We start from the raw sequence: 26,404 nt of genomic DNA on the forward strand, positions 1-26,404 counted from the left end.
AAGGAATAACAATGAAATTTATTGATGAAGCCCTGATTCGTGTCGAAGCAGGCGATGGCGGTAACGGTTGTGTGAGTTTCCGCCGTGAAAAATATATCCCGAAAGGTGGGCCGGACGGCGGTGACGGCGGTGACGGCGGTGATGTTTATTTAATCGCTGATGAAAACTTAAATACGCTTATCGACTACCGTTTTGAAAAACGTTACGCCGCAGGTCGTGGCGAGAACGGTCGTAGTGCCGGCTGTACCGGACACCGTGGTAACGATATTACCTTACGTGTGCCGGTTGGTACGCGAGCGATCGACAATGACACTCAAGAAGTGATCGGCGATTTAACTAAACACGGTATGAAAATGTTGGTGGCAAAAGGTGGTTATCACGGCTTAGGTAATACCCGTTTTAAATCGTCGGTAAACCGTGCGCCTCGTCAAAAGACGAACGGTACACCGGGCGAAAAACGTGATTTATTACTTGAGTTAATGCTACTTGCCGATGTTGGTATGTTAGGTTTACCGAATGCCGGTAAATCAACCTTTATTCGTGCGGTATCAGCAGCAAAACCAAAAGTGGCGGATTATCCGTTTACTACGCTGGTGCCAAGTTTAGGCGTGGCTCGTGTCGGTGCGGATCGTAGCTTTGTGGTGGCGGATATTCCTGGCTTAATCGAAGGTGCGGCGGACGGTGCCGGTTTAGGTATTCGTTTCTTAAAACATCTTGAACGTTGCCGTGTGTTAATTCACTTAGTCGATATTATGCCGATTGACGAAAGCGATCCGGCACAAAATATTTCGGTGATTGAAAGCGAGCTTTACCAATATAGCGAAAAATTATCGGAAAAACCGACTTGGTTAGTCTTCAATAAGATTGATATGATTGGTGAAGAGGAAGCACAAGCTCGTGCGCAAGAAATCGCTGAACAAATCGGCTGGGAGGGCGATTATTACTTAATATCTGCCGCAACCGGTCAAAATGTACAAAATCTTACCCGTGACATTATGGACTTTATCGAAGCAAACCCACGTGAAGTGGCGGAAGAAAATAAAGAAGCGGATGAAGTGAAATTCAAATGGGATGATTACCATCAACAAGCAATGCAAAACCCTATCGAAGAAGATTGGGATGATTTTGATGATGATTGGTCGGAAGAAGATGAAGAAGGTGTGGAATTTGTTTACACCCGTAGTTAATCCTAGCTAATGACAAGCGGTTGAATTTGCGAAAAAATTTGCAAATTCGACCGCTCTTTATTTGAGGAATCAAAATGCTGAATGCCAAAAGTTGTGAATTATTCGAAATCCCGTTTTTTCAATTTGCGCAAATGAAAAAATATTGTCCGGAAGATATTCCGTTGATAAAAGCAAATTACAAAGCGGAGTGGCAAAAATGGAAAGCGTTGCATTTAGAAGTGGCACGTCAGCTCGGTATGCCGTTTGCCGAACCGCATATTGAAAAATGGTGTAACGGTTGGCAGGTGAGGTCGCACTTTTTTGCGTATTACAAATATGAATTTAACCGCAATTCTGCGGCAATCTTATCGGTGATTTTAAATCGCCGCCGTTTACAGGTGTGTTTGGATTGGCATTGTTACCGAGCGGATCGTTCTCAGATTTCGTTAGCACAATATAACCAATGGTTAGAAAAATTAGACCGCTTGCAATACCAAGATTTTGAGGTGTGGCACGGTGCGGAAAGCGAGTATGCCGATTTTAAAACGCTTAAAGAAACAGATTCGTTATCGCTTGAAAATGATGAAGATTTTTGGTGTATCGGGCGTAATATTGAAAAAGCCGATCTCGATCAGATTGATATGGCGGAATTTATTTACCAAACCATTCGCCAATTATTACCGCTATATGAAGCGTGTCATCAATAGAGAAAATATGGAAGAGACAAGCGGTTAAATTTGTAGCAAACTTGGCAAATGCCGAGTGACTGAAACTTTATCATCTTCCATATTTGAAGAAATTAGCGCTTATTGTGCGGCTAGTTTTTGGCGTACAATTTCAAATAAACATACGCCGGTCGCAACCGAAACGTTCAATGAAGAAACCGACCCCGCCATTGGGATACTGATTAACTGGTCGCAATGCTCACGGGTTAAACGGCGCATACCGTCACCTTCCGCTCCCATCACTAAAGCGATAGCACCGGTTAATTTCGCCTGATAAATACCGGAGGTCGCTTCTCCTGCCGTGCCGACAATCCAGATATTATGTTGTTCTTGTAGCTCTCGCATGGTGCGAGCAAGGTTGGTAACACGAATTAACGGCACGGTTTCAGCCGCACCGCAAGCCACTTTACGAGCGGTTGAGGTGAGCTGTGCCGATTTATCTTTCGGTACGATAACCGCATCCACACCTGCCGCATCTGCAGTACGTAAACAAGCACCAAGGTTATGCGGATCCGTTACACCGTCTAAAATTAATAAAAACGGATTTTGCTTTTGGCTCAAAATTACATCAAGATCGTGCTCGTTTAGTTCTTTTTGCGGCACGACTTTCGCAATAATCCCTTGGTGAACTTCGCCTTGCGCTTTGTTATCCAATGTTTGGCGATTGACTTGCTGAATAGAAATACCTAAGCGTTGTAGCTCATTCAATAATGGGTTTAGACGTTTATCTTCACGTCCTTTTAGCACTAAAACTTCAATTAAGCGTTCCGGCGCGTTATCTAAGAAAGCTTTTACGGCGTGAATACCATAAATTTGTTCGCTCATTTTTATTCCTTTGTAAATAAACAACGGATAACAAAGTTTTATACAAATCTATGTTATCCGTGATGAATTAAATAATTTATAACAACATTTTGACGACTTTATCCAGTTTCACACGACCAAAACGTTTTAACAGTTTTCGAACGGCTTCTGGATAATCGTTAATTTGCTCTAAGTCACTATAGTGTTTTAAAACCGTCGTATGAGTCCGAATTTGTGCTAATTCGGCTTGTGCTTTTGCGCTTAATTCAGCTTTCGGGTCATGAATTAAGACCGCATTTTCCGCATCTAAAGCCCATGCTCGAGGATTTAGATTGTTGCCGGTTAGTAGAATGTAGCGGCTATCAATCCATACCCCTTTCAGATGGTAACTATTATCACCGTGTTTCCATAGGCGTACGGTTAATTGTCCGTTTTGGATATAACGATCAAAACGTTTGGTAAAAGCGCGCAAATTTTTCTCATACAAATAAGGCAATGCCGATGCCATCGTAAATTTTTCTTCCGGCGGCGTATAGAAATCGTTAGCGGTTTTGTCACCGACAATAATTTCCGCTTTTTTGCCGTGATCCAATAACCAATTTAAACGCTTATAAAGCGAAAGCGGGAAATTAAAATACGGTGTACAGATCGTTAATTTATCTTCCACCTGATAAAACAAGGCTTCAATCGTTTTATTTAAAGCATTTTTACGCCCTAATCCGACTAGCGGCGATAAGCTAAGCTGATCACTTTGCGGTTGCCCATTAAAAGTGTAACTTTGTGATGATAAATACTTACGGAATGCTTTGATAAGCGGTCGAATTTGATGTGTTTTCGGACGACTCGAATTATCTAACCGATTTACCGCATCATGTTGCAAAATATGCAAATTGGTAAAATCAATCATAGCATCGGTTAAGGCTTTATTTTTAATCACATGATAACGGTCGTAGCGATAACGCTCAAATTGCTGCAGATAGACGTTATTAATACTTGCACCGCTATAGAGTAATGTATCATCGAAGATAAAACCTTTTAAATGCAATACGCCGAATAACTCTTTGCGATTAACCGGCACACCCCAGAACTGAATTTCTTGATCAGCCGGTAAATTATATTGTTGCTTGATTTTCGCATACCAATCGGCATTTGAACTTGTCGTTTCTTCACCGATACGACCTCGTTGCGCTCTATGCCAATCGACTAAAACTTTAATGTCTAAAGACGGATTGGCTTGTTTTGCATCATAAAGCGCATTCAAAACTTCTTGCCCCGCTTCGTCTTGTTCGAAGTATAACGCAGTCAAATAAATACGCTCTTTAGCCGCTTTAATCAGAGTTAAGATTCGTTCCTTAAATGCGTGGCTCCCGTTTAAAAACTCTACATTTTCGGCTTGTTGCGCTAAATAACGTAAGCTTTCGAGATGTTTTCGGGCATGATTCGGTTTGTTTAAAATAAGCATGTTACTGCTCCTAATTAATCTTCTCTTTTGGTGTAAAAGAGGAGTTTCATTTTGCGGTTTATAAGCGGTGGATTTTCGTTGATTTTTAGTAATTTTTAACCGCTTGAATTATATAGAAATGATGGCTTTGTTCACACATAAACTCAAATGAAACGGTGGGCGAAAAAGCCCACCATATAATTATACTTTATATATTTTGCTATAAAGTATGTGTCGAGTACTTAAGCGAAATGGCGTTTTTCACCTTCACCCGCTACGTTTTCCACACAACGACCGCATACCGAACTGTGTTCCGCATGAACACCGATATCGGTTGCAAAGTGCCAGCAACGAGGACATTTTTCACCTTCAGCTCGTTCGACTTTCACTGCTAAACCGGCGACTTCACCTTCAGCCACATCCGCTTCGCTTAACGGTTTAATAACCGCTTGTGAAGTAATCAGTACGAAACGAAGTTCATTACCAAGTTGTTCCAACATTGCACGAATTTCGTCATTTGCGTAAATCGTCACTTTCGCTTCTAAGCCTGAGCCGATAACTTTATCTTTACGCGCTTGTTCTAATATACGGTTTGATTCGGCACGTACTTTTAAGATTTGTTGCCAGTAAGCGTCATCTAATTTATCCGCTTCGGTTAAACCGAATAAGCCTTGATAGAACTCTTCGGTAAACACAAATTCCGAACGACCTTCAACTTGTGGTAAGTAACCCCAAATTTCATCGGCTGTGAATGATAGAATCGGAGCCATCCAACGAACTAATGCTTCTGCGATATGCCATAACGCTGTTTGGCAGCTACGGCGTGCAAGGCTGTCCGCTTTAGTCGTATATTGACGGTCTTTGATAATATCTAAATAGAATGAACCCATTTCGATAGAACAGAAACGCATTAAACGTTGTACTACAGTATGGAATTGATAGTTGTCATACGCTTCTTTAATATCGTTTTGTGCTTCTAATGCACAGCTTACCGCCCAACGATCTAATGCGATCATTTCTTCCGGTTTGACTAAATCACGTTTCGGATCAAAACCGTTTAAGTTTGCAAGTAAGAAACGTGCAGTATTACGGATACGACGATAAGATTCGCCCGCACTATTTAAGATATTGTGCGAAACGGCGATTTCACCGGTATAGTCGGTTGAAGCCACCCATAAACGTAAAATATCCGCACCGTTTTTATTCCAAACTTCTGAAGGCATAATCACATTGCCGATTGATTTCGACATTTTGCGACCTTTTTCATCCACCACGAAGCCGTGAGTTAATACCTGTTTATAAGGCGCTTTACCGTTGGTTGCGGTTGATAACATCAACGACGACATAAACCAGCCGCGGTGTTGGTCTGAACCTTCAAGGTACATATCGGTACTGTTGCCGTTAAATTCCGGACGAGCTTCTACCACTGACGCGTAAGTTGATCCAGAATCGAACCATACGTCTAGGGTATCCGGTACTTTATGATAAGTTTTCGCATCTTCACCCAGTAATTCTGCCGGTTCTAAATCCCACCAAGCTTGAATACCGGATTTTTCTACACGTTTAGCAACTTCTTCCAATAATTCTAATGTACGAGGATGTAATTGTTCCGTTTCGTTATGTACGAACATAGTCATCGGCACGCCCCAAGTACGCTGACGAGAGATACACCAGTCAGGACGGTTTGCCACCATCGTATCGATACGTGCTTCACCCCAGCTCGGGATCCAACGTACCGATTTAATTTCGCCTAACGCTTGTTTACGTAAGCCTTGCGTTTCCATACCGATAAACCATTGCGGAGTCGCACGGAAAATAATCGGGGTTTTATGACGCCAGCAATGCGGATAGCTATGTTTGATACGTTCTAATTTTAATAACGCACCAACCTCTTTTAGTTTTTCTAAAACTTTTTCGTTTGACTCGAATACACCTAAACCGGCAAAGAACGGGGTGGTTGAGATAAATTTACCGTCATTCGCCACTAAGCTTGCCATTTCAATATTGTATTTTTTCGATACAACAAAGTCGTCTTGACCGTGATCCGGTGCAGTGTGTACCAAACCGGTACCGCCGTCAGTGGTTACGTGATCGCCTAAAATTAACGGCACGCTATAATCGTAGAACGGGTGTTGGAATTGCATTAATTCTAATGCGTCACCTTTTACTTCGCCGAGTACTTCAACGGCTTCTACGCCGACCGCTTTTTGTACGCTTTCCACTAAATCTTTGACTAAGATAACGCGTTCGTTACCGAATTGAACTAATTGGTAGTCGAATTCAGGGTTAATTGAAATCGCTTTATTTGAAGGTAATGTCCAAGGTGTTGTCGTCCAAATTACCGCAGAAATTTGACCGTTTCCTTTACCTACCGCATTAAATTTTGCTTCAACTGCAGCACTATCAACCGCTTTAAAACGCACGTAAATAGACGGAGACACTTTATCTTCGTATTCTACTTCCGCTTCCGCTAATGATGAGCCGCAATCTAAACACCAGTGAACCGGTTTAGAACCTTTGTATAAATGACCGTTCGCAATCACTTTACCTAAAGTACGGATGATTTGTGCTTCCGTATCGAAATTCATTGTGAGGTACGGATTTTCCCAATCTCCCAAAATCCCCATACGGATAAAGTCGGCTTTTTGTCCTTCGACTTGCTCTTTAGCATAATCACGGCAAGCCTGACGGAATTCCGCCGCTGAGATTTTCTCGTTCGGTTTGCCTACGATACCTTCTACTTTTAATTCGATTGGTAAGCCGTGGCAGTCCCAACCCGGAACGTAAGGCGTATCGAAACCTAAAGCGGTTTTCGATTTCATAATAATATCTTTTAAAATTTTATTAACTGCGTGACCAATATGAATATTACCGTTTGCATACGGAGGGCCGTCGTGCAGAATGAAAGATTTTTTCCCTTTCGAACTTTCACGTACTTTTTGGTATAAGTTTTTGTCATACCAATTTTTTAACATATCGGGTTCGCGTTTAGCGAGATCCCCACGCATAGGAAAGCCTGTTTCAGGCAAATTTAAAGTGTTTTTGTAATCAATCATTTTTGTTTTCCAATTAATAAAATTTTAGTTTGAATTCGTTTAATTATTAGGTTACTTGCTATTTTGCAACATTGCTAAAAAATTCGACCGCTTGTTCTCTATCTTTTTCGATTTGTATTTTCAATGCTTCGAAGCTCGGGAATTTTACTTCGTTACGAATCTTACGGATAAAAAAGACTTCTATCGCTTCACCGTAAATCGAACGATTAAAATCGAAAAGATGTACTTCAAGTAGCGGCTTTGTACCGTTAATTGTCGGTCGGTTACCGACATTAGCGATCCCGTTATATTTTCCCATTTTCGTTTGAATTTGTACGGCGAATACGCCTTGTAGCGGGGTAACTAATCGGTTTAGCATAATATTTGCGGTCGGAAAACCGATTGTTCTGCCCAACTTATTACCATGTGCCACTCTGCCGCAAATGGAATAGGGTTTACCTAATAATTTTTCGGCTAAAACAAGGTTATCTTGTTGCAACGCCTCCCGAATGAGGGAACTGCTGACTCTTTGCTCCGCATGACTTAATGTTTGGCTGTCTTCAACGGCAAAACGATATTTTAATCCCGCATTACGTAACAAAGAAAAATCACCGGTTCGATTTACCCCGAAACGGAAATCGTCACCTACGCTTAAGTAGCGTACACGCAACTGCTTGACTAATAATTCGCTGATAAAGTCGTCTGCCGACAAATTGGCGAAGCGTTCGTTAAATCTTACGCAAAGTACAAAATCAATTCCCGCTTGCTCAAGATATTTTAATTTATCCCGTAATCGCATTAGACGAGCAGGCGGTGTACAAGTGGTTGATTTTGCACGTTTATTTGCAAAAAACTCTCTTGGCTGCGGCTCAAATAACATAACGACCGAAGGTAAATCTCGCTCAAGAGATTGATCGCATAATCGTGCGAGAATATTCTGATGCCCTAAATGAACGCCGTCAAAATTACCGATACTGACAACGCTACCTTTTGCGAGGTCTTTATGATTTGTTAAATTGTATAAGCCACGAATGAGTTGCATTTTGTCCGATTTTTTTAAGAAAATTCTATTAATTATACGGTTATCAACAAAAAATGAAAAGTCAATGAAACGCAAAACTCGTTATTTTGCATCTAGAATTAAACCTAAAATATTTTTGTTATAGCGTTTTACTGAGAGATTACACTTTTGAATCTGTATTTCTCATTTATCACAAAGAATTATCTTTGTCTTATATAAAGTATAGAATATAAAAATATGCTGAAAAATAGCGCATCCATATGATATTTTTTAGATAAATCAATACTCAAATGCTACATTTTGTTTTATCATACCAAAAGTTATTTTGAGGAAAAAACTATGACAAATTTTGCTTACCTTCAACAAAAGCGCAAACAATTAAAAATGAAAGTAAATGATGTTTGTGAGCAAGCAGGTGTGACTCGCGCATATTTTAATCAATTAGTGAGTGGAAAAATTAAGAATCCGAGTGCGAATAAATTAAAATCATTACATCAAGTGTTAAATATCGTTGAAGATATGAATCAGCGTGTCGGGATTATTTTCGGTAAATTTTACCCGGTACATACCGGTCATATTAATATGATTTATGAAGCGTTTAGTAAAGTGGATATTCTGCATGTTGTTGTGTGTACGGATGCGGAACGCGATTTACAGCTTTTTAAAGACAGCAAAATGAAACGTATGCCGACCAATGAAGACAGACTTCGTTGGATGCAGCAAATCTTCAAATATCAACAAAAGCAAATTTTTATTCATCATCTCAAAGAAGACGGTATCCCAAGCTATCCGAACGGCTGGCAAGGTTGGGCGGATCGCGTAAAAGAATTATTCAATGATAAGAATATTCGTCCGTCGGTCGTATTCAGCAGTGAAGTACAAGATAAAGAACCCTATGAAAGATATTTGGGCTTGGAAGTATATCTTGTTGATCCTAAACGAGAGTCTTTCGATGTATCTGCGACAAAAATCCGTAATAATCCGTTCCAATATTGGCGTTTTATCCCTAAAGAAGTTCGTCCTTTCTTCGTAAAAACGATCGCTATTCTCGGTGGTGAAAGTAGCGGTAAATCGGTGTTAGTCAGCAAACTTGCTAATGTATTTAATACCACTTCCGCTTGGGAGTACGGACGGGAATTCGTGTTTGATCGCTTGGGCGGTAATGAGCAAGCTATGCAATATTCCGACTACCCTTTGATGGCGTTAGGTCACCAGCGTTATATCGATTATGCGATGAAACATGCGCATAAAGTTGCTTTTATCGATACCGATTACATTACGACACAGGCATTTTGTATTCAGTATGAAGGCAAATCGCATCCTTTCTTAGATTCGATGATCAAAGAATATCCGTTTGACGTCACTATTTTACTTTCAAATAATACGAAATGGGTGGATGACGGAATGCGAAGCCTTGGATCGGTTAAGCAGCGTCAGCGTTTTCAACAATTACTGAAAAAACTGCTTGAAAAATATAATGTGCCTTATATTGAAATTGAATCGCCAAGCTATTTGGATCGTTATAACCAAACCAAAGAAGTGGTGGAAGCGATTTTGAAAGAAGAAGAAATTCCATTGCAATTTAAGCAGTATAACCATACGACGGAAGATAAAGAATGATACTTTTTGCGGGCGATCCTCATGGTAGTTATCAGCATCTTTATCCTGTACTACAGGAATATAAAGGTGAGGAAATCGCATTGGTCATTTTAGGCGATCTGCAACTCACAACGCCGCATGAGCTGGATAAACTTGCTCAATATTGCGATATTTGGTTTATTCACGGAAATCACGACAGTAAAACCGTTGCCGCATTTGACTCGATTTGGAACAGCGAATGGAAAACGCGCAGTTTACACGGCAGAGTTGTGGATATTCAAGGGGTGAAGATCGCCGGATTAGGCGGTGTGTTTCGAGGGCATATTTGGATGCCGCCGAATCGTCCTATGTTTTTTGACCCGATCCATTATTGCCAATATTGTCCGCAAGAACGTATCTGGCGCGGCGGTTTGCCTTTACGTCACAGAACGTCGATTTTTCCATCGGATGTTGAAATTTTAGAAGAATTACAGGCGGATATTTTAATTACTCATGAAGCCCCTCGCCCGCATCCGCAGGGGTTTGCCGTGATTAATCAATTGGCGAAAAAAATGGGCGTTACTAAAATTTTTCATGGACATCATCATGATAATTTTGACTACCGTCCGATAAATCGGAATAAACATTGCGATATTTTTAATATCGGTTTTCGTAGCTTAGCGGATATTGACGGTAACTATTTAATTGTTGGTGTGGATGATCGGGATAATCGCTAACAAATTTTTAATATAAGTATAGCAAGAGTGTAAAGATATTTGACTTAATATAACAAAAGTTGAATTAACTCTTTCTAGTAGGTCGGAAGATAGGTAAAATTGCCACAATTCTACAACAATAATTCAACAGATTGTAATAACGGATTTTTAAAATTAATAGAAGGCTTATACAATGCAGAACCCACAAATCTTAATCGTTGAAGATGAACTTGTTACGCGTAATACACTCAAAAGTATATTCGAGGCGGAAGGTTATGAAGTTTTTGAAGCAACGGACGGCACGGAAATGAATGCCATTCTTGCACAGCAAGAGATTAATCTTGTGATTATGGATATTAATCTTCCGGGAAAAAACGGTTTAATGTTGGCACGCGAGTTAAGAGAGAATACTAAAATTGCTCTGATGTTCTTAACCGGACGTGATAATGAAGTGGATAAAATTCTCGGCTTGGAAATCGGTGCGGACGATTATATCACTAAACCGTTTAACCCTCGTGAATTAACCATTCGTGCGCGTAATCTGTTACATCGTACTATGAATGAGAAAGAAAAAACGGTAAAAGATGTCGTACAAACGGATAGTTATCGTTTCAACGGCTGGGAGCTTGATGTTAATAGCCGCAGTCTAATCACACCGGAAGGTGTAGTAAATAAATTACCTCGTAGCGAATTTAGAGCATTACTCCATTTTTGTGAAAATCCGGGTAAAATTCAAACACGAGAAGATTTATTACTAAAAATGACCGGTCGTGAGCTAAAACCGCATGACCGTACTGTGGATGTGACGATTCGTCGTATTCGTAAACACTTTGAAGATCACCCTAATACACCGGAAATCATTGTAACCATTCATGGTGAAGGTTACCGTTTTTGTGGTGAATTAGAGTAGTCATTAAACGCCTATAAGCGTTTAGCATCTTCTTTCTAAAAAGGACATTTTATGAAAAATTTAACAGTTTTAGCATTAGCAGGTTTATTCTCTGCGTCAGCATTTGCCGCACCGGTCGGAAATACTTTTACCGGCGTAGGTGTAGGCGTTGATCTCACTACCGTAAAATATAAAGTGGACGGCGTGAAAGGTAAACAATCAACCGGCCCTGCGTTAGTCGTAGATTACGGTATGGATTACGGTGACAATTTTGTCGGTGTTGTACAAGGTAAAGTAAAAGTAGGCAGTACAAAAGTATTTAGCGATGTAAAACAAAAAACTAAATATACTGTCGCTTATCAACAAGGTTATCGTGTAGCTTCTGATTTACTTCCGTATGTCAAAGTTGATGTGGCGCAAAGTAAAGTCGGCAATACCAATTTCCGTGGTTACGGTTACGGTGCCGGTGCTAAATATGCCGTATCAAGTAATGTAGAAGTGGGTGCGGAATATACGCGTAGCAATTTAAGAAAAAGCGGTGCTAAATTAAAAGGTAATGAATTTACTGCGAACCTAGGTTACCGTTTCTAATTATTTTTCCCTTATGACAAGCGGTCGTTTCTTGCAAAAAATTTGCGAAAAACGACCGCTTATTTTTTTATTAATGCTTTATTTTACTGAGCCATTTTTTCAGCTACGGTTAGAAAGCCGTCTGCAGTCGCATAGATTTCTTCAAAGCCTTGCGCCTGTAAAATCCGGTCGGACACTTCACGAAATGCGCCTTCTCCACCTGCCTTTTCTAATATCCAATCCGCTTTTGCTTTCACATAATCGTGCGCATTACGGGTAGCAATTGCCAGTCCGCAAACCTCAAATGCCGGTAAGTCTAACGTATCATCGCCGATAAAAGCGGTCTGTTCCGCAGTTACGCCGGCTTCTCTCATCAATTCAAAACACGCGGAACGTTTTTCCATTTTGCCTAATTTAAACAGAGGCACTTTCAGTACATCAATACGTTTACGCAACAATGCCGAATCGCCGCCGGATAAAATTGCAACTTGGATTCCACAGGTTTGCAGCATTTTCATCCCTAAGCCGTCATGGACGTGGAAGCGTTTCATTACTTCGCCTTCCGCAGTGTAATACATACCACCGTCGGTAAGCACACCGTCCACATCGGTAATCACTAATTTAATCTTAGTTAAATCCATTATTCTGTTCCTCAATATGCTATGATTTATCCATTATAGTTTTTGGAGTAAAAAATGTCGATTTCTCAAAATTTATCTGAAATTAAGCAGCAAATTAAGCAAATTTCCCAACAATGCGGGCGAGATAATGTTCGTTTACTGGCCGTTTCTAAAACCAAACCGGTTGAAGCGATTGAAGAGGCGATTGCCGCTGGACAAACTGCCTTCGGCGAAAACTATGTGCAAGAGGGTGTAGAAAAAATTGCTTATTTTGCCCAACAGCCGAATTTAGAATGGCATTTTATCGGACCGTTACAGTCGAATAAAACTCGTTTAGTGGCGGAAAATTTTGACTGGATTCAAACGGTAGATCGCTTAAAAATTGCCGAACGCTTGAGTGCGCAGCGTCCGGCAAATAAAGCACCGCTCAATGTGCTGATTCAGATTAATATTAGTGATGAAGCATCTAAATCCGGTATTCAGCCGGAAGAATTGGATGAGTTGGCAAAAGCGATGAGCCAATTACCGAATTTACGTTTGCGTGGTTTGATGGCGATTCCGAAGCCGGAAAGTGAGCCGGAGCAGCAAAAAATCGCATTGCGTAAAATGCAGCAACTTTTTGACCGCTTGCAAGCCGAGTTTGAAGGGATTGATACGCTTTCAATGGGAATGTCCGATGATATGGCGGCGGCGATTGAGTGCGGTTCGACGATGGTGCGTATCGGCACAGCGATTTTCGGCGCACGAGATTACTCGGTTAAAAATAGTTAATTTGCAAAAAATTTAGTAAATCGGACCGCTTAAATCATAGCCAATAAATAAAAATTTCTGTATAATCTCGCCCCTTGATGAATTGTGATCTTGATCACATTAGATCACGTGTAAAGGGGCGATTCCCTTCAATAAAGATTTCCACGGTGTGTATAAACGCACCCTATATTCAACTCAATAAAGACATTTCAATGCAAAATTTAGATATTAATAAATTGCGTAATATCGCAATTATCGCGCACGTTGACCACGGTAAAACAACGCTTGTAGATAAACTTTTACAACAATCAGGCACATTAGGCGAAACGCGTGGTGACGCAGACGAGCGTGTCATGGACTCAAACGATCTTGAAAAAGAACGTGGTATTACCATTCTTGCAAAAAATACAGCGATTAACTGGAACGATTATCGTATCAACATCGTAGATACACCGGGACACGCGGACTTCGGCGGTGAAGTAGAACGTGTGCTTTCAATGGTTGATTCTGTGTTATTAGTGGTAGATGCGTTTGACGGCCCAATGCCGCAAACACGTTTCGTAACCCAAAAAGCATTTGCGCACGGTTTAAAACCGATCGTAGTTATTAATAAAGTGGACCGTCCGGGTGCACGTCCCGACTGGGTTGTGGATCAAGTATTCGATTTATTCGTAAACTTAGGCGCAACTGACGAGCAATTAGATTTCCCAATTATTTATGCATCGGCATTAATGGGTGTTGCCGGTTTAGAACACGAAGAGCTTGCGGAAGATATGACTCCGTTATTCCAAGCGATCGTTGATCACGTTGAACCGCCGAAAGTGGAATTAAACGCACCGTTCCAAATGCAAATTTCACAATTAGATTACAACAACTATGTAGGCGTAATCGGTATCGGCCGTATCAAACGCGGTTCAATCAAACCGAACCAAACGGTTACCGTGATCGATTCTGAAGGCAAAACCCGTAACGGTAAAGTGGGTCAAGTATTAGGTCACTTAGGTTTACAACGTTATGAAGCAACCGAAGCATTTGCCGGCGACATCATTGCAATCACCGGTTTAGGCGAATTAAATATTTCAGATACGATTTGTGATATTAACAACGTAGAAGCATTACCGGCATTAACCGTTGATGAACCTACTGTCACGATGTTCTTCTGCGTGAATACTTCTCCGTTCTGCGGTCAAGAAGGTAAATTTGTGACATCACGTCAAATCCTTGAGCGTTTAAACAAAGAATTAGTCCATAACGTAGCATTACGTGTAGAAGAAACGCCAAATCCGGATGAGTTCCGTGTATCCGGTCGTGGTGAGTTACACTTATCGGTATTAATCGAAAATATGCGTCGTGAAGGTTACGAATTAGCGGTATCACGTCCGAAAGTAATCTACAAAGAAGAAAACGGTAAAAAACAAGAGCCGTTTGAACAAGTAACCATTGATATCGAAGAGCAGCACCAAGGTGCGGTAATGGAAGCATTAGGTACTCGTAAAGGTGAAGTGAAAGATATGATTCCGGACGGTAAAGGTCGTACCCGTTTAGAATACGTGATCCCAAGCCGCGGTTTAATCGGCTTCCGTAACGAATTTATGACGATGACATCTGGTACCGGCTTACTTTACTCAAGTTTCAGCCACTATGATGACGTAAAACCGGGTGAAATCGGTCAGCGTAAAAACGGTGTGTTAATTTCTAATGCAACCGGTAAAGCATTGGCTTACGCATTATTCGGTTTACAAGAACGCGGTAAATTAATGATCGATCACGGTGTGGATGTTTACGAAGGTCAAATTATCGGTATTCACAGCCGTGGTAACGACTTAACCGTAAACTGCTTACAAGGTAAAAAATTAACCAATATGCGTGCGTCAGGTAAAGATGATGCAATCGTATTAACGACACCGGTAAAAATGACGTTAGAACAAGCGTTAGAATTTATCGATGATGACGAGTTAGTCGAAGTAACACCACAATCAATTCGTGTTCGTAAACGTTTATTAACCGAAAATGATCGTAAACGTGCGGGTCGTACCACAACAAGTACCAGCACGAAATAATTTGTATTAGTTTAATGAAATGCTCGCTGCTATTACCTAGCAAGCGGGCATTTTTTTAGGATTTTTTGCAAAAAGCTGATAGAATTTGACCGCTTACCAGTCTGTCGAAACTGGCATTTGCCACTGAATAATTAGCTCAATTTTATAAGGAATGAATTATGTTCGTAGAAATTTATGGTCGTATGACTTGCCCATACTGCACACGTGCAAAAGCGTTAGCGGAAAAAATGAAAGGCGAATTAGCTGATTTCGATTTTAAATTTATCGATATGATTGCCGAAGGTATTTCAAAAGAAGATTTAGAACCGCGTGTCGGCAAACCGGTTGCAACTGTGCCGCAAATTTTCTTAGATAACGTTCACGTTGGCGGTTGTACTGATTTCCAAGCGTTAGTGAAAGAAAAATTCGGGATTGAAGTTTAATTACTAATCATTAGAAACAAAAACGGCACAAGTATTTAATTTACTTGTGCCGTTTAGTTTATAGGCCTAACGCTTTACGTTGAGCATCTAACAATTGATTAATGCCTTGATGAGCAAGGTCAAGTAATTGTAACAATTCCATATGTGAGAACGGCTCGCCTTCCGCAGTGCCTTGCACTTCGACTAATCTGCCGTCTTCGACCATCACCACGTTCATATCCGTTTCGGCATTTGAGTCTTCAACATATTCCAAATCACATACCGCATTACCATCCACGATACCGACAGAAATTGCTGCCACTAAACCTTTCATCGGATTTTCTTTCAGTACGCCGTCAGCGACTAATTTACTCATCGCATCGTGTAAAGCCACACACGCACCGGTAATTGCCGCCGTACGAGTACCTCCATCTGCTTGAATCACATCACAATCAACCGTAACCGTACGTTCGCCAAGTGCTTTTAAATCGACTACTGCACGTAATGAGCGTGCGATAAGACGTTGAATTTCCATGGTTCTGCCGCCTTGTTTACCTTTTGCCGCTTCACGCTGCATACGGCTGTGAGTAGAGCGTGGTAACATACCGTATTCAGCGGTTACCCAGCCCTGTTGCTGACCTTTTAAAAAGCGAGGAACCGTTTCTTCCACGGTTGCATTACATAAAACTTTGGTTTCGCCGAATTCGACTAAAACGGAACCTTCCGCATAACGAGTATAGTGACGAGTAATTTTTACCGGACGAACTTGATTCAGTTCACGATTATTTGGGCGCATGATTTCTTCCTTTTAATAAAAAATTTTCGCCATTTTAACAAATAAACGTACGGATAGCTTTTCATTTCTAAAAATGACCGAAAAATACGAATCTAGGAAAAATCGGGCATTTTTATTTGTGTTTATCGATTAAATGTAAGCTATTTCGCTTTCTTTATGTGATTTAGTTCTCATTTCTGATGATTAGAATAGTATTTTGTTGCGTATTTGTTAAATTAAAACTAAATTTTAACAAATATTTAATATTTTAAAACTACTTGGATTCATCAAATGGAGATCAAACTATGAAAATTATCCGTTCCTTTATTAATGGTAAGTTTGTCAGCAGCTTAACAGGCACTTATGTGGATGTATTAAATCCGGCAACAGAAGAAGTGATTGCAAGAGAAGTGCAATCTTCTGCCGCAGATGTTGAAACGGCTTTAAGTGCAGCTCGTGCGGCACAACCGAGTTGGGAACGGCTGCCGGCGGTGGAAAGAGGCGTATATTTACATAAAATCGCCGACGGTATTCGCCAACGTGCCGATGAACTGACCGATGTGATTGTGGCTGAAGGCGGAAAAACGAAAGATCTTGCTCGTATTGAAGTGATGTTTACCGCGGATTATTTAGATTATCAAGCGGAATGGGCTCGTCGTTACGAAGGTGAAATTATTCAAAGTGATAGACCGAGAGAAAATATTTTATTATTTAAACGTCCTTTAGGCGTTATCGGCGGTATTTTACCTTGGAACTTCCCTTTCTTTTTGATTGCGCGTAAAGCGGGACCTGCATTAGTTACCGGTAATACGATTGTCATTAAACCAAGCAGCTTAACACCGATTAACTGTGAGATTTTCTGTGAAATTGTGGAAAGCGTAGGTTTACCGGCAGGTGTATTTAACGTGGTGAATGGCGGTGTTGAAGTCGGTCAAGCTCTGGCAAGCAGTAAAAATGTGGATATGGTCAGTTTAACCGGCTCGGTCGGTGCCGGACGTGCGGTAATGGAAGCGGCAGCGAAAAATATTACTAAAGTTTCACTTGAGTTAGGCGGTAAAGCACCGGCAATCGTTTTGAAAGATGCCGATTTAGATTTGGCGGTGAAATCAATAATTGCTTCAAGAGTGGGTAACTCAGGTCAAATTTGTAACTGTGCCGAACGTGTCTATGTACATAATAGTGTTAAGGACGCATTTATTGAAAAAGCGGTTGAGGCAATGAAAGCGGTGCGTTATGGCAATCCGGCGGAAGCGGATGTCGGTAGTATCGAAATGGGGCCGTTAATTGAGGAAAGAGCGGTAGAACGAGTAAAAGAAAAAGTAGAACGTGCGTTAGATCAAGGTGCAAGATTAGTATGTGGCGGTAAACGTGCGGAAAGCAAAGGGTTCTATTTTGAACCGACCGTGTTAGTCGATATTAAAAATGATATGGATATTATGCATGAGGAAACCTTCGGTCCGGTCTTGCCGATTATGGGATTTGATACGCTTGATGAAGCGTTAGCGTTAGCGAATGATAGCGAATACGGCTTAACCAGTTCTGTTTATACCACGAATTTAAACGAAGCGTTTTATGTGACACGCCGTTTACAGTTCGGTGAAACTTATATCAATCGTGAAAACTTTGAAGCAATGCAAGGTTTCCATGCTGGCTGGAAGAAATCAGGTTTAGGCGGCGCGGATGGAAAACACGGTTTGGAGGAATTTTTACAAACGCAAGTAGTTTATTTAGAAACCGACATCTAATCATATTATCCAAAAATAAAAAATCTCAATTGCGAAAGCGGTTGAGATTTTTTATTTTCAGAAAACTTCTCTCACTCTTTAACTTACAATCTTAGCTAAAAAAGGCTAGAATTATTTCAGACAAATAAAATAAGGAATAATTATGATTTATAGTATGACCGCTTTCGCCCATTTAGAAATTAAAAAAGAATGGGGCAATGCCGTGTGGGAAATCCGCTCGGTGAATCAACGTTTTTTAGAGACCTATTTTCGTCTGCCGGAGCAATTCCGTAATTTAGAAATGACTTTGCGCGAGCGTTTACGTGCATCATTAACACGCGGTAAAGTGGAATGTAGTTTACGTATCGAATTAAGTAATAACCAAAACAGTGAATTGGCATTAAATAAAGAGTATGCGGAAAAGGTAATCAGCTCATTACAAACTTTGCGAGGCATTGCCGGTGAGGGCGAGATCAACTTAGTGGATATTTTACGTTATCCGGGCGTGGTCGATGCTCAAACACAAGATTTGGATCAAATCAGGCAAGATCTGTTAGCCGGTTTTGAACAAATTTTAGCGGACTTTATTGCGATGCGTGGTCGTGAAGGTGCCAATTTACAAGCACTGATCCAACAGCGTTTAGACACAATTGCCGAGATCGCAACCAAAGTACAAGCACAGATGCCGGAAATTCTGCAATGGCAGAAAGATAAATTACAACAACGTTTTGATGAGCTGAATTTACAATTAGATCCGCAACGTTTAGAGCAAGAAATGGTGTTAACCGCACAGCGTGTGGATGTGGCGGAAGAATTAGACCGCTTACAATTACACGTGAAAGAAACGACTAACGTCTTGAAAAAAGGCGGAGCGGTTGGTCGTAAATTGGACTTTATGATGCAAGAATTAAACCGTGAATCTAATACATTAGCATCAAAATCAATTAATGCGGATGTAACCAATTCGGCGGTTGAATTAAAAGTGTTAATCGAACAAATGCGTGAGCAAATTCAAAATTTAGAGTAGGTGTTTTTATGACGTGTGAATGTAGCAAAATCAGTAATAGTCACCCAGATCTCTGCGTGCAACTTTCTCAGTATCGTTTAATTGAAATTGCAGGTGTGGATGCTGAGAAATATCTTCAAGGACAATTAACCTGTGATGTAGCGAAACTGGCAGAAGGTGAGCATACTTTAACTTGCCATTGTGATCCGAAAGGCAAAATGAGTGCGTTAATCCGTTTATATCGTCAAGCGGCAGATAAATTTATCGCCATGATTCATGCGGATTTATTACCGGAAGCACTTAACCAATTAAAAAAATATGCGGTGTTTTCTAAGGTTACTTTCACCGAATTAGATATGCCGATTTATGGCGTAACAAGCGGTGAGATTTTGGCAAAACTTTGCGAAAATACGACCGCTTTGGTGATTCCGCAAGGGCAAAAACGTGCGATTGTTTGGGGCGAAACGCTAGAAACCAATGCCGACAGCCAATTGTGGGATTTAATCGACATTCAAGACGGGATTCCGATGTTGCTAAAAGCGAATCAATTTGAATTGATTCCGCAGGCAACCAATTTACAAGCGGTCGAAAATGCGATTTCTTTTACTAAAGGCTGTTATATCGGGCAAGAAACAGTAGCGCGTGCAAAATATCGTGGTGCGAATAAGCGAGCAATGTTTACTTTAGTCGGCAAATTTGAAGGTGAGGTGAGCTTACCGGAGGTTGGTGGCTCGGTTGAAATGCAGCTTGGTGAAAATTGGCGTGCAACCGGCACAATCTTAAATAGCGTGGCATATCAAAATAAACTTTGGTTGCAAGTGGTAATGAATAATGATGTTGAAGCAGATAGCGCATTTAGAATCAACGGAATTCCATTAGCCATTTGCGATTTGCCTTACAGCTTTAAAGACGCATAAACAAAAAACGGAGAATGAACCTTCATTCTCCGTTTTTTTACATTTTATTTTTATATCTTATCCGGGTGATGAATCATCACAAATCTTTCCCATAACTCTTCTTGCGTTTCTTGATGTTCCGGATCCGGAATAATACAGTTAGTAATCGGGCAAACTTTTTGACAAGTCGGCTTTTCATAATGTCCGACACATTCGGTACATAACACCGGATCAATCACATACACATCATCACCGATTGAAATCGCTTCATTCGGACATTCGGGTAAGCACATATCACAGTTGGTACATTTGTGGGTAATCAGTAAAGCCATAAGTTCAGAGTATTCTAAAAAATGAGCGATTATACAGATAAAGATAAAAATAGGAATGGATTTTACATAGACTTGCATAGTTAAGCGGCACAAGTAAGCGGTTAAATTTGCCACTTTTTTAGTAAATTTAACCGCTTGCTGGGATTAGCCCTTTTGTTGCTCGAGATAAAGTACGGTAGCCGCGACGCGAGAGTGAACGTTTAATTTACGTAATAAATTGCGAATATGTACTTTGACGGTTTCTTCCGAAATAAATAATTGGCTGGCAATCTGTTTATTCGACATACCGGTCGCAATCCATTGTAAAACATCACGCTCGCGATCGGTTAATACGCTTAACGGATCGTTCTCCGGACGGCGTTCTAATAGATGTTGTTTAACGCTTTCGCTTAATACGGTTTCGCCCTGTGCCGCCTTGCGAATGTTTTCGACTAATTCTGCGGTATCGCTGTCTTTTAATAGATAGCCGTCCACACCGGCATCCATCAGGGCGAAAATATCGGACTGCTCATCCGAAACGGTTAATACGATAATACGACTATCAATACCGTGCTTTCTTAATGCACGTAGCGTATCTAAGCCGGAAATCCCTTTCATATTTAAATCCAAGATAATTAAATCGGGGTTCTTATCTAAAGCGATGCTAATACCGTCCGTGCCATTACTCGCCTCACCGACAATAATAAAGTTATCTTCTAATTCTAAAATTTGTCGAATGCCTTGACGCATTAAAGGATGATCGTCAATTAAAAGTATTTTATAAGGTTCGCTCATTGTTACCTCCAACGGAAATGGAAGAAATTGTGCTTGTTATATTTAACTAAAGCAAGTTACCCATTTTGGGTAATTCAACTAATTTTTGATCTGTACCAAGTTATTGTCCAGTTAAATTTCCGTTTGATTTGTAAAACTTTTCAACTATTAGACCGCTTGTTCCGCTATAATAACGCTAATTTTAGCTAAAAGAATGATAATAATGACAACTCAAACAACTTATTTCGCCACCGCTGCTCGTGGCTTTGAAGAAATGTTAAAAACAGAACTGGAGCAGATCTGCCAAGCCGAGTGTAAAGTCACACAAGGCGGAGTACATTTTACGACGACCCAACGAGGGGCATATCAGGCGTTACTACACAGTCGTTTGGCTTCTCGCATCTTATTACCGTTGGTAACTACTAAAATTTTTAGTGATCTGGATTTATACGCCACGATCGTCGGTATCAACTGGGCGGAAATTTTTGATCCTCGCGATACCTTCTTTGTCGATTTCAACGGCACTAACCGAGAGATCCGTAACACGCAATTCGGTGCGATGCGAGTAAAAGACGGCGTAGTCGATTATTTTGAACGTAAAGGCTTTGCTCGCCCGACCGTAGATAAAGATCATGCGGATATTCGTATTCACGTTTATCTTGACCGAGAAAATATGGTGGTATCGCTTGATTTAAGCGGTGATGCGTTACATATGCGAGGCTACCGTGAAGACACAGGTAAAGCACCGTTACGTGAAACATTGGCAGCGGCGATAGTTCTTCGTTCCGGATGGCAAAAAGGTACTCCGTTGGTTGATCCGATGTGTGGTTCCGGTACGTTATTGATTGAAGCGGCACAAATGCAAGCGGGGATTGCACCACAATTACACCGTAAGCATTGGGGCTTTAATGCGTGGAAAGGACATCAACAAGCGGTATGGAAAGAGGTGCTGGAACAAGCTTATTTGCAACAAAATGAAGAAATTCAACCGCTTTTCTTCGGCTTTGACCTTGATCATCGTGTATTGGCTAAAGCAAGACAGAATGCGAAAAATGCCGGTGTGGCACATTTAATTCAATGGCAACAAGGTGATGTAGCGGCGTTAAAAAATCCTTGCCCTGAACAAGTCGGTACGGTGATTTGTAACCCGCCGTACGGTGAACGTTTAGGCACAACGCCGGCACTGATTGCACTTTATTCGGTATTCGGACAACGTTTAAAACAACAATTCAGTGGTTGGAATGCCTCGATTTTTAGTGGTGAACCGGAATTATTGAACTGTTTACGTTTACGTTCTCACCGTCAATTCAAAGCGAAAAATGGTCCATTAGACTGTTTACAAAAGAATTATCAAATTAGCGAACGCACAGTAGCAGAGGAGCAAGCTGATGAACTTAAATTTGAGCAAAATGCACAAGTTGCCCCCGACTTTGCGAATCGTTTAGCGAAGAATATTAAGAAAATTGAAAAATGGGCGAAGCAACAAGGTATTAATGCGTACCGTTTATATGATGCGGATTTACCTGAATATAATTTAGCGGTTGATCGCTATGATGATCATATTGTGGTACAAGAGTATGCCGCACCGAAAAACATCGACGAACAAAAAGCTCGCCAACGCTTACTCGATGCCGTGTCTGCAACCTTGTATGTAACGGGCGTGGAAACCAATAAGTTGGTATTAAAAGTACGTCAAAAGCAGAAAGGTACAAACCAATATGAGAAATTAGCCAATAAAGGTGATTATTTCTACGTCACCGAATACGGTGCAAAATTATGGGTGAATTTGACCGATTATCTTGATACCGGCTTATTCTTAGATCACCGTCTAACACGTAAAATGGTAGGGCAGATGGCAAAAGGTAAAACGTTCCTTAATCTTTTTGCTTACACCGGTTCAGCGACCATTCATGCCGCATTAAACGGTGCGAAATCGACCACCACGGTGGATATGTCGAATACTTACCTGAATTGGGCGGAACAAAATTTAGAGCTAAATAATTTACCGCTACGTAATAACCGCTTATTCCAAGCCGATTGCTTACAGTGGTTGGCGGAATGTCGAGAACGCTTTGAATTGATTTTCGTTGATCCGCCGACGTTCTCTAATTCAAAACGAATGGAAGACAGTTGGGACGTACAGCGCGATCATATTAAGTTAATGACGCAGCTTAAACGCATTTTAACGGCAGACGGAACAATCGTATTCTCAAATAATAAGCGTGGCTTTAAAATGGATTTCGAAGGCTTAGCCGAATTAGGATTACAAGCGGAAAATATTTCGCATAAAACATTACCGCTTGATTTTGAGCGTAATCCGCAAATCCATAACTGTTGGATTATTCGTCATATTGAAAATTAATAATCACGGAATGCACGGAAAGTCTTATGCATTCTGTCTTTGTGATGGTAAATAAAAATGTTAGATATTGTTTTATATGAACCGGAAATTCCACAAAACAGCGGTAATATTATCCGCTTGTGTGCGAATTGTGGTTTTAGATTACATATGATTGAACCGCTAGGTTTTGCGTGGGACGATAAAAAGCTACGCCGTTCCGGCTTGGATTACCACGAGTTTGTCGATATTCAAAAATATAAGAATTTTGAAGATTTTCTAGAACGAGCTAAGCCAAAACGTTTATTTGCGCTGACAACTAAAGGCGAACCGAATCATAGCGAAGTGAGTTATGAATTAGGTGACTTCCTTATGTTTGGACCGGAAAGCCGTGGTATCCCCATGGCAATTTTAGACACTTTACCAATGTCACAAAAAATCCGAGTACCAATGTGTAAAGACAGTCGCAGTATGAATCTCTCCAATACGGTGGCGGTTGTTGTATATGAAGCGTGGCGTCAATTCGGTTACCAAGGTTCTGTGCCGAGACAGCCAATTTAGCTTAGTGCTATCAAATTACAAGCGGTTAATTTTGCTTAAGAATTTGCAAATTATTCCGAGAAATTGACCGCTTGCCTAAGTCACATAAAAAAATCCCAAGCATTCGCTTGGGATTTTTGTTTCAATCATTCAGTAATTAAAGTTTAGCAGCAAGCATTGCTTCTAATTTCTCAATATCTACTGCAAATTTACGGATACCTTCCGCTAATTTTTCAACAGCCATTGGGTCTTGGTTATGTTGCCAGTAGAATTCTGCTTCTGTTAATGGTGCCGGACGAGTTTTCACTTCGCCTTTATATTCTAATTTACGAACAAGCGGAGCATTGCTTTCAGCGAGTTCTTTTAATAACGGTGGAGCAATGGTTAAACGGTCACAACCTGCGATTTCGGTAATTTCACCTACGTTACGGAAACTTGCTCCCATAACCACAGTTTTGTAGCCGTATTGTTTGTAGTAGTTATAGATATTCGTAACAGAAATTACACCCGGATCTTCTGCCGGTGCATATTCTTTTTTCTCTGCCGCTTTATACCAGTCTAAGATACGACCAACAAACGGAGAGATTAAGTAAACGCCCGCTTCTGCACACGCACGAGCTTGTGCTTGAGAGAATAATAAGGTTAAGTTACAGTTGATACCTTCTTTCTCTAACACTTCCGCCGCACGGATACCTTGCCATGTTGAAGCGATTTTAATAAGAATACGATCATTACTAATGCCAGCTTCATTATAAAGCTTCATAATTTGGCGAGCTTTCTCAATTGTTGCTTCCGTATCGTAAGAAAGACGAGCATCTACTTCTGTAGAAATACGTCCCGGTACGATTTTAAGAATTTCTAAACCAATATTCACTGCTAACTTATCTTCCGCATCAATAAGTTGTTGGGCTTTATCATCACTTTTTGCTTTAGCATAAGCTACTGCATCATCAATTAATGAAGCGTATTGCGGTAATGCAGACGCACTTAAAATTAAAGACGGGTTAGTGGTTGCATCTTGCGGTTGATATTGTTTGATCGCTTCAATGTCACCTGTGTCTGCAACAACAACAGTCATTTCACGTAAAGCATCTAATTGGCTCATAAAAGGTTCCTCTTTATATATAATAGATGAATAAGGATAATGGCATATATAATACCAGTAACTACCGGAAAAAGTACGAATAATTTTGTGAGGAAGATCACAAAATCAGATATGCACTCAAAAGTTATCATGAAATTACTCAAAAATGTTCTCGTTTTACTCAATTTGAATAAATGTTATGCAAAGAGTCAATTTTTCTAAATTTTTTTGCAAAAAGTACTTGCAAGGAATGTGAATTTCTCTATAATGCACCACACACAACGACGCGCTGTTGTGAACGAGAAGTAAATGCAGTGCGTCGTTCTTTTTTGCTCTTTAACAATATATCAGACAATCTGTGTGGGCACTTGTTGATTGACTTGATTTTAAAAAATTATTTAAAACTTGAAGTCTTAATAGGTGCTTAAACTAGAAATTCATATTTTTCTTTTTACTTAACGTTAGTTAGGTAAGGGAAGTGAACTTAGCTAAGCAGTTTATTGAGCGATTAAACTTTTTGAATTGAAGAGTTTGATCATGGCTCAGATTGAACGCTGGCGGCAGGCTTAACACATGCAAGTCGAACGGTAGCACAAAGGAGCTTGCTCCTTGGGTGACGAGTGGCGGACGGGTGAGTAATGCTTGGGAATCTGGCTTATGGAGGGGGATAACTACGGGAAACTGTAGCTAATACCGCGTAATATCTTAGGATTAAAGTGTGGGACCTTCGGGCCACATGCCATGAGATGAGCCCAAGTGGGATTAGGTAGTTGGTGGGGTAAAGGCCTACCAAGCCGACGATCTCTAGCTGGTCTGAGAGGATGACCAGCCACACTGGAACTGAGACACGGTCCAGACTCCTACGGGAGGCAGCAGTGGGGAATATTGCACAATGGGGGGAACCCTGATGCAGCCATGCCGCGTGAATGAAGAAGGCCTTCGGGTTGTAAAGTTCTTTCGGTGATGAGGAAGGTGGATGTTTTAATAGAACATTCAATTGACGTTAGTCACAGAAGAAGCACCGGCTAACTCCGTGCCAGCAGCCGCGGTAATACGGAGGGTGCGAGCGTTAATCGGAATAACTGGGCGTAAAGGGCACGCAGGCGGTTGATTAAGTGAGATGTGAAAGCCCCGGGCTTAACCTGGGAATTGCATTTCATACTGGTCAACTAGAGTACTT

At 40.8% G+C, this 26,404-nt stretch carries 23 protein-coding genes and 1 rRNA gene (1 of these 24 cut by a window edge); 15 read left to right on the forward strand and 9 right to left on the reverse strand.

From position 1 onward, the window contains the following. Nucleotides 1–11: 11 nt before the first annotated feature. Complete coding sequence (gene cgtA, locus NYR63_RS00200; RefSeq protein ID WP_279457621.1) at nt 12–1,187, forward strand: Obg family GTPase CgtA; 1,176 nt, start codon at nt 12–14, stop codon at nt 1,185–1,187. A gap of 74 nt (nt 1,188–1,261) precedes the next feature. Beyond that, nucleotides 1,262–1,873, forward strand: coding sequence for an HI_0552 family protein (locus tag NYR63_RS00205; protein WP_279457622.1), 612 nt, complete (start codon nt 1,262–1,264; stop codon nt 1,871–1,873). Nucleotides 1,874–1,972: 99 nt separating this feature from the next. Here the strand turns inward: NYR63_RS00205 and rlmB are convergent, their stop codons facing one another. The 4 genes from rlmB to ribF form a co-directional block, all read right to left on the reverse strand. Next, a complete protein-coding gene (gene rlmB, locus NYR63_RS00210) occupies nt 1,973–2,716 on the reverse strand; it encodes a 23S rRNA (guanosine(2251)-2'-O)-methyltransferase RlmB (protein WP_014992094.1) in 744 nt (247 codons plus the stop codon). 76 nt (nt 2,717–2,792) lie between these two features. Next, a complete protein-coding gene (gene pssA, locus NYR63_RS00215; RefSeq protein ID WP_279457623.1) occupies nt 2,793–4,157 on the reverse strand; it encodes a CDP-diacylglycerol--serine O-phosphatidyltransferase in 1,365 nt (454 codons plus the stop codon). A 221-nt stretch (nt 4,158–4,378) separates the two neighbouring features. Continuing rightward, nucleotides 4,379–7,192, reverse strand: a complete 2,814-nt coding sequence (gene ileS, locus NYR63_RS00220) for an isoleucine--tRNA ligase (RefSeq protein WP_279457624.1) — start codon at nt 7,190–7,192, stop codon at nt 4,379–4,381. A 58-nt stretch (nt 7,193–7,250) separates the two neighbouring features. Further along, nucleotides 7,251–8,213, reverse strand: coding sequence for a bifunctional riboflavin kinase/FAD synthetase (ribF, locus tag NYR63_RS00225; protein ID WP_279457625.1), 963 nt, complete (start codon nt 8,211–8,213; stop codon nt 7,251–7,253). A gap of 318 nt (nt 8,214–8,531) precedes the next feature. Between ribF and nadR the strand changes: the two genes are divergently transcribed. The 4 genes from nadR (at nt 8,532) to NYR63_RS00245 (ending at nt 11,966) form a co-directional block, all read left to right on the forward strand. Beyond that, nucleotides 8,532–9,812 carry a multifunctional transcriptional regulator/nicotinamide-nucleotide adenylyltransferase/ribosylnicotinamide kinase NadR gene (gene nadR, locus NYR63_RS00230; RefSeq protein WP_279457626.1) on the forward strand — a complete coding sequence of 427 codons (1,281 nt, stop codon included), beginning with the start codon at nt 8,532–8,534 and terminating at the stop codon, nt 9,810–9,812. Beyond that, nucleotides 9,809–10,507 (forward strand): metallophosphoesterase family protein, encoded by a 699-nt coding sequence (locus tag NYR63_RS00235; protein WP_279457627.1) that lies wholly within the window; start codon nt 9,809–9,811, stop codon nt 10,505–10,507. Before nadR ends, NYR63_RS00235 begins: the two co-directional genes overlap by 4 nt. A gap of 172 nt (nt 10,508–10,679) precedes the next feature. After that, nucleotides 10,680–11,396 carry a two-component system response regulator ArcA gene (arcA, locus tag NYR63_RS00240; protein WP_279457628.1) on the forward strand — a complete coding sequence of 239 codons (717 nt, stop codon included), beginning with the start codon at nt 10,680–10,682 and terminating at the stop codon, nt 11,394–11,396. 51 nt (nt 11,397–11,447) lie between these two features. Then, nucleotides 11,448–11,966: a porin family protein gene (locus tag NYR63_RS00245; RefSeq protein WP_279457629.1), complete on the forward strand. Its 519-nt coding sequence runs from the start codon at nt 11,448–11,450 to the stop codon at nt 11,964–11,966. 83 nt (nt 11,967–12,049) lie between these two features. Here NYR63_RS00245 and NYR63_RS00250 read toward each other — a convergent pair whose 3' ends face one another. After that, nucleotides 12,050–12,586: a KdsC family phosphatase gene (locus tag NYR63_RS00250; protein WP_279457630.1), complete on the reverse strand. Its 537-nt coding sequence runs from the start codon at nt 12,584–12,586 to the stop codon at nt 12,050–12,052. Nucleotides 12,587–12,640: 54 nt separating this feature from the next. On the opposite strand from NYR63_RS00250, the gene NYR63_RS00255 reads away from it, so the two are divergent. From NYR63_RS00255 to NYR63_RS00265, 3 genes are all read left to right on the forward strand, one after another. After that, the gene (locus NYR63_RS00255; RefSeq protein ID WP_279457631.1) at nt 12,641–13,336 is read left to right on the forward strand and encodes a YggS family pyridoxal phosphate-dependent enzyme; all 696 of its coding nucleotides are present in this window, start codon (nt 12,641–12,643) and stop codon (nt 13,334–13,336) included. A 191-nt stretch (nt 13,337–13,527) separates the two neighbouring features. Next, the gene (gene typA, locus NYR63_RS00260; RefSeq protein WP_279457632.1) at nt 13,528–15,375 is read left to right on the forward strand and encodes a translational GTPase TypA; all 1,848 of its coding nucleotides are present in this window, start codon (nt 13,528–13,530) and stop codon (nt 15,373–15,375) included. A gap of 158 nt (nt 15,376–15,533) precedes the next feature. Next, on the forward strand, nt 15,534–15,797 hold the full coding sequence (locus tag NYR63_RS00265; RefSeq protein WP_005595677.1) for a GrxA family glutaredoxin: 264 nt from the start codon (nt 15,534–15,536) through the stop codon (nt 15,795–15,797). Nucleotides 15,798–15,855: 58 nt separating this feature from the next. Here NYR63_RS00265 and rph read toward each other — a convergent pair whose 3' ends face one another. Next, nucleotides 15,856–16,572 (reverse strand): ribonuclease PH, encoded by a 717-nt coding sequence (gene rph, locus NYR63_RS00270; protein WP_005595679.1) that lies wholly within the window; start codon nt 16,570–16,572, stop codon nt 15,856–15,858. Nucleotides 16,573–16,856: 284 nt separating this feature from the next. Between rph and aldA the strand changes: the two genes are divergently transcribed. The 3 genes from aldA (at nt 16,857) to NYR63_RS00285 (ending at nt 20,198) form a co-directional block, all read left to right on the forward strand. Next, complete coding sequence (gene aldA, locus NYR63_RS00275) at nt 16,857–18,296, forward strand: aldehyde dehydrogenase (RefSeq protein WP_279457633.1); 1,440 nt, start codon at nt 16,857–16,859, stop codon at nt 18,294–18,296. A 142-nt stretch (nt 18,297–18,438) separates the two neighbouring features. After that, on the forward strand, nt 18,439–19,302 hold the full coding sequence (locus tag NYR63_RS00280) for a YicC/YloC family endoribonuclease (RefSeq protein ID WP_279457634.1): 864 nt from the start codon (nt 18,439–18,441) through the stop codon (nt 19,300–19,302). 8 nt (nt 19,303–19,310) lie between these two features. Next, a complete protein-coding gene (locus NYR63_RS00285) occupies nt 19,311–20,198 on the forward strand; it encodes a folate-binding protein (RefSeq protein ID WP_279457635.1) in 888 nt (295 codons plus the stop codon). A 50-nt stretch (nt 20,199–20,248) separates the two neighbouring features. Here NYR63_RS00285 and NYR63_RS00290 read toward each other — a convergent pair whose 3' ends face one another. Next, nucleotides 20,249–20,509, reverse strand: coding sequence for a YfhL family 4Fe-4S dicluster ferredoxin (locus NYR63_RS00290; protein WP_005614274.1), 261 nt, complete (start codon nt 20,507–20,509; stop codon nt 20,249–20,251). 144 nt (nt 20,510–20,653) lie between these two features. After that, nucleotides 20,654–21,283 (reverse strand): response regulator, encoded by a 630-nt coding sequence (locus tag NYR63_RS00295; RefSeq protein WP_279457636.1) that lies wholly within the window; start codon nt 21,281–21,283, stop codon nt 20,654–20,656. Between the two features lie 202 nt (nt 21,284–21,485). Between NYR63_RS00295 and rlmKL the strand changes: the two genes are divergently transcribed. Together rlmKL and trmL are read left to right on the forward strand one after the other, a co-directional pair. Further along, the gene (gene rlmKL, locus NYR63_RS00300; RefSeq protein WP_279457637.1) at nt 21,486–23,624 is read left to right on the forward strand and encodes a bifunctional 23S rRNA (guanine(2069)-N(7))-methyltransferase RlmK/23S rRNA (guanine(2445)-N(2))-methyltransferase RlmL; all 2,139 of its coding nucleotides are present in this window, start codon (nt 21,486–21,488) and stop codon (nt 23,622–23,624) included. A gap of 57 nt (nt 23,625–23,681) precedes the next feature. After that, nucleotides 23,682–24,161, forward strand: a complete 480-nt coding sequence (trmL, locus tag NYR63_RS00305; RefSeq protein ID WP_115586479.1) for a tRNA (uridine(34)/cytosine(34)/5-carboxymethylaminomethyluridine(34)-2'-O)-methyltransferase TrmL — start codon at nt 23,682–23,684, stop codon at nt 24,159–24,161. 136 nt (nt 24,162–24,297) lie between these two features. Here the strand turns inward: trmL and tal are convergent, their stop codons facing one another. Beyond that, entirely contained in the window at nt 24,298–25,245 is a 948-nt protein-coding gene (gene tal / locus NYR63_RS00310; protein ID WP_279457638.1) for a transaldolase, read from the reverse strand. A gap of 498 nt (nt 25,246–25,743) precedes the next feature. Here tal and NYR63_RS00315 point away from each other — a divergent pair. Continuing rightward, nucleotides 25,744–26,404: ribosomal RNA gene (locus tag NYR63_RS00315) — 16S ribosomal RNA — on the forward strand; it runs 879 nt beyond the window's last position.

Source organism: Actinobacillus genomosp. 1 (assembly GCF_029774175.1).
Classification (GTDB): domain Bacteria; phylum Pseudomonadota; class Gammaproteobacteria; order Enterobacterales; family Pasteurellaceae; genus Actinobacillus.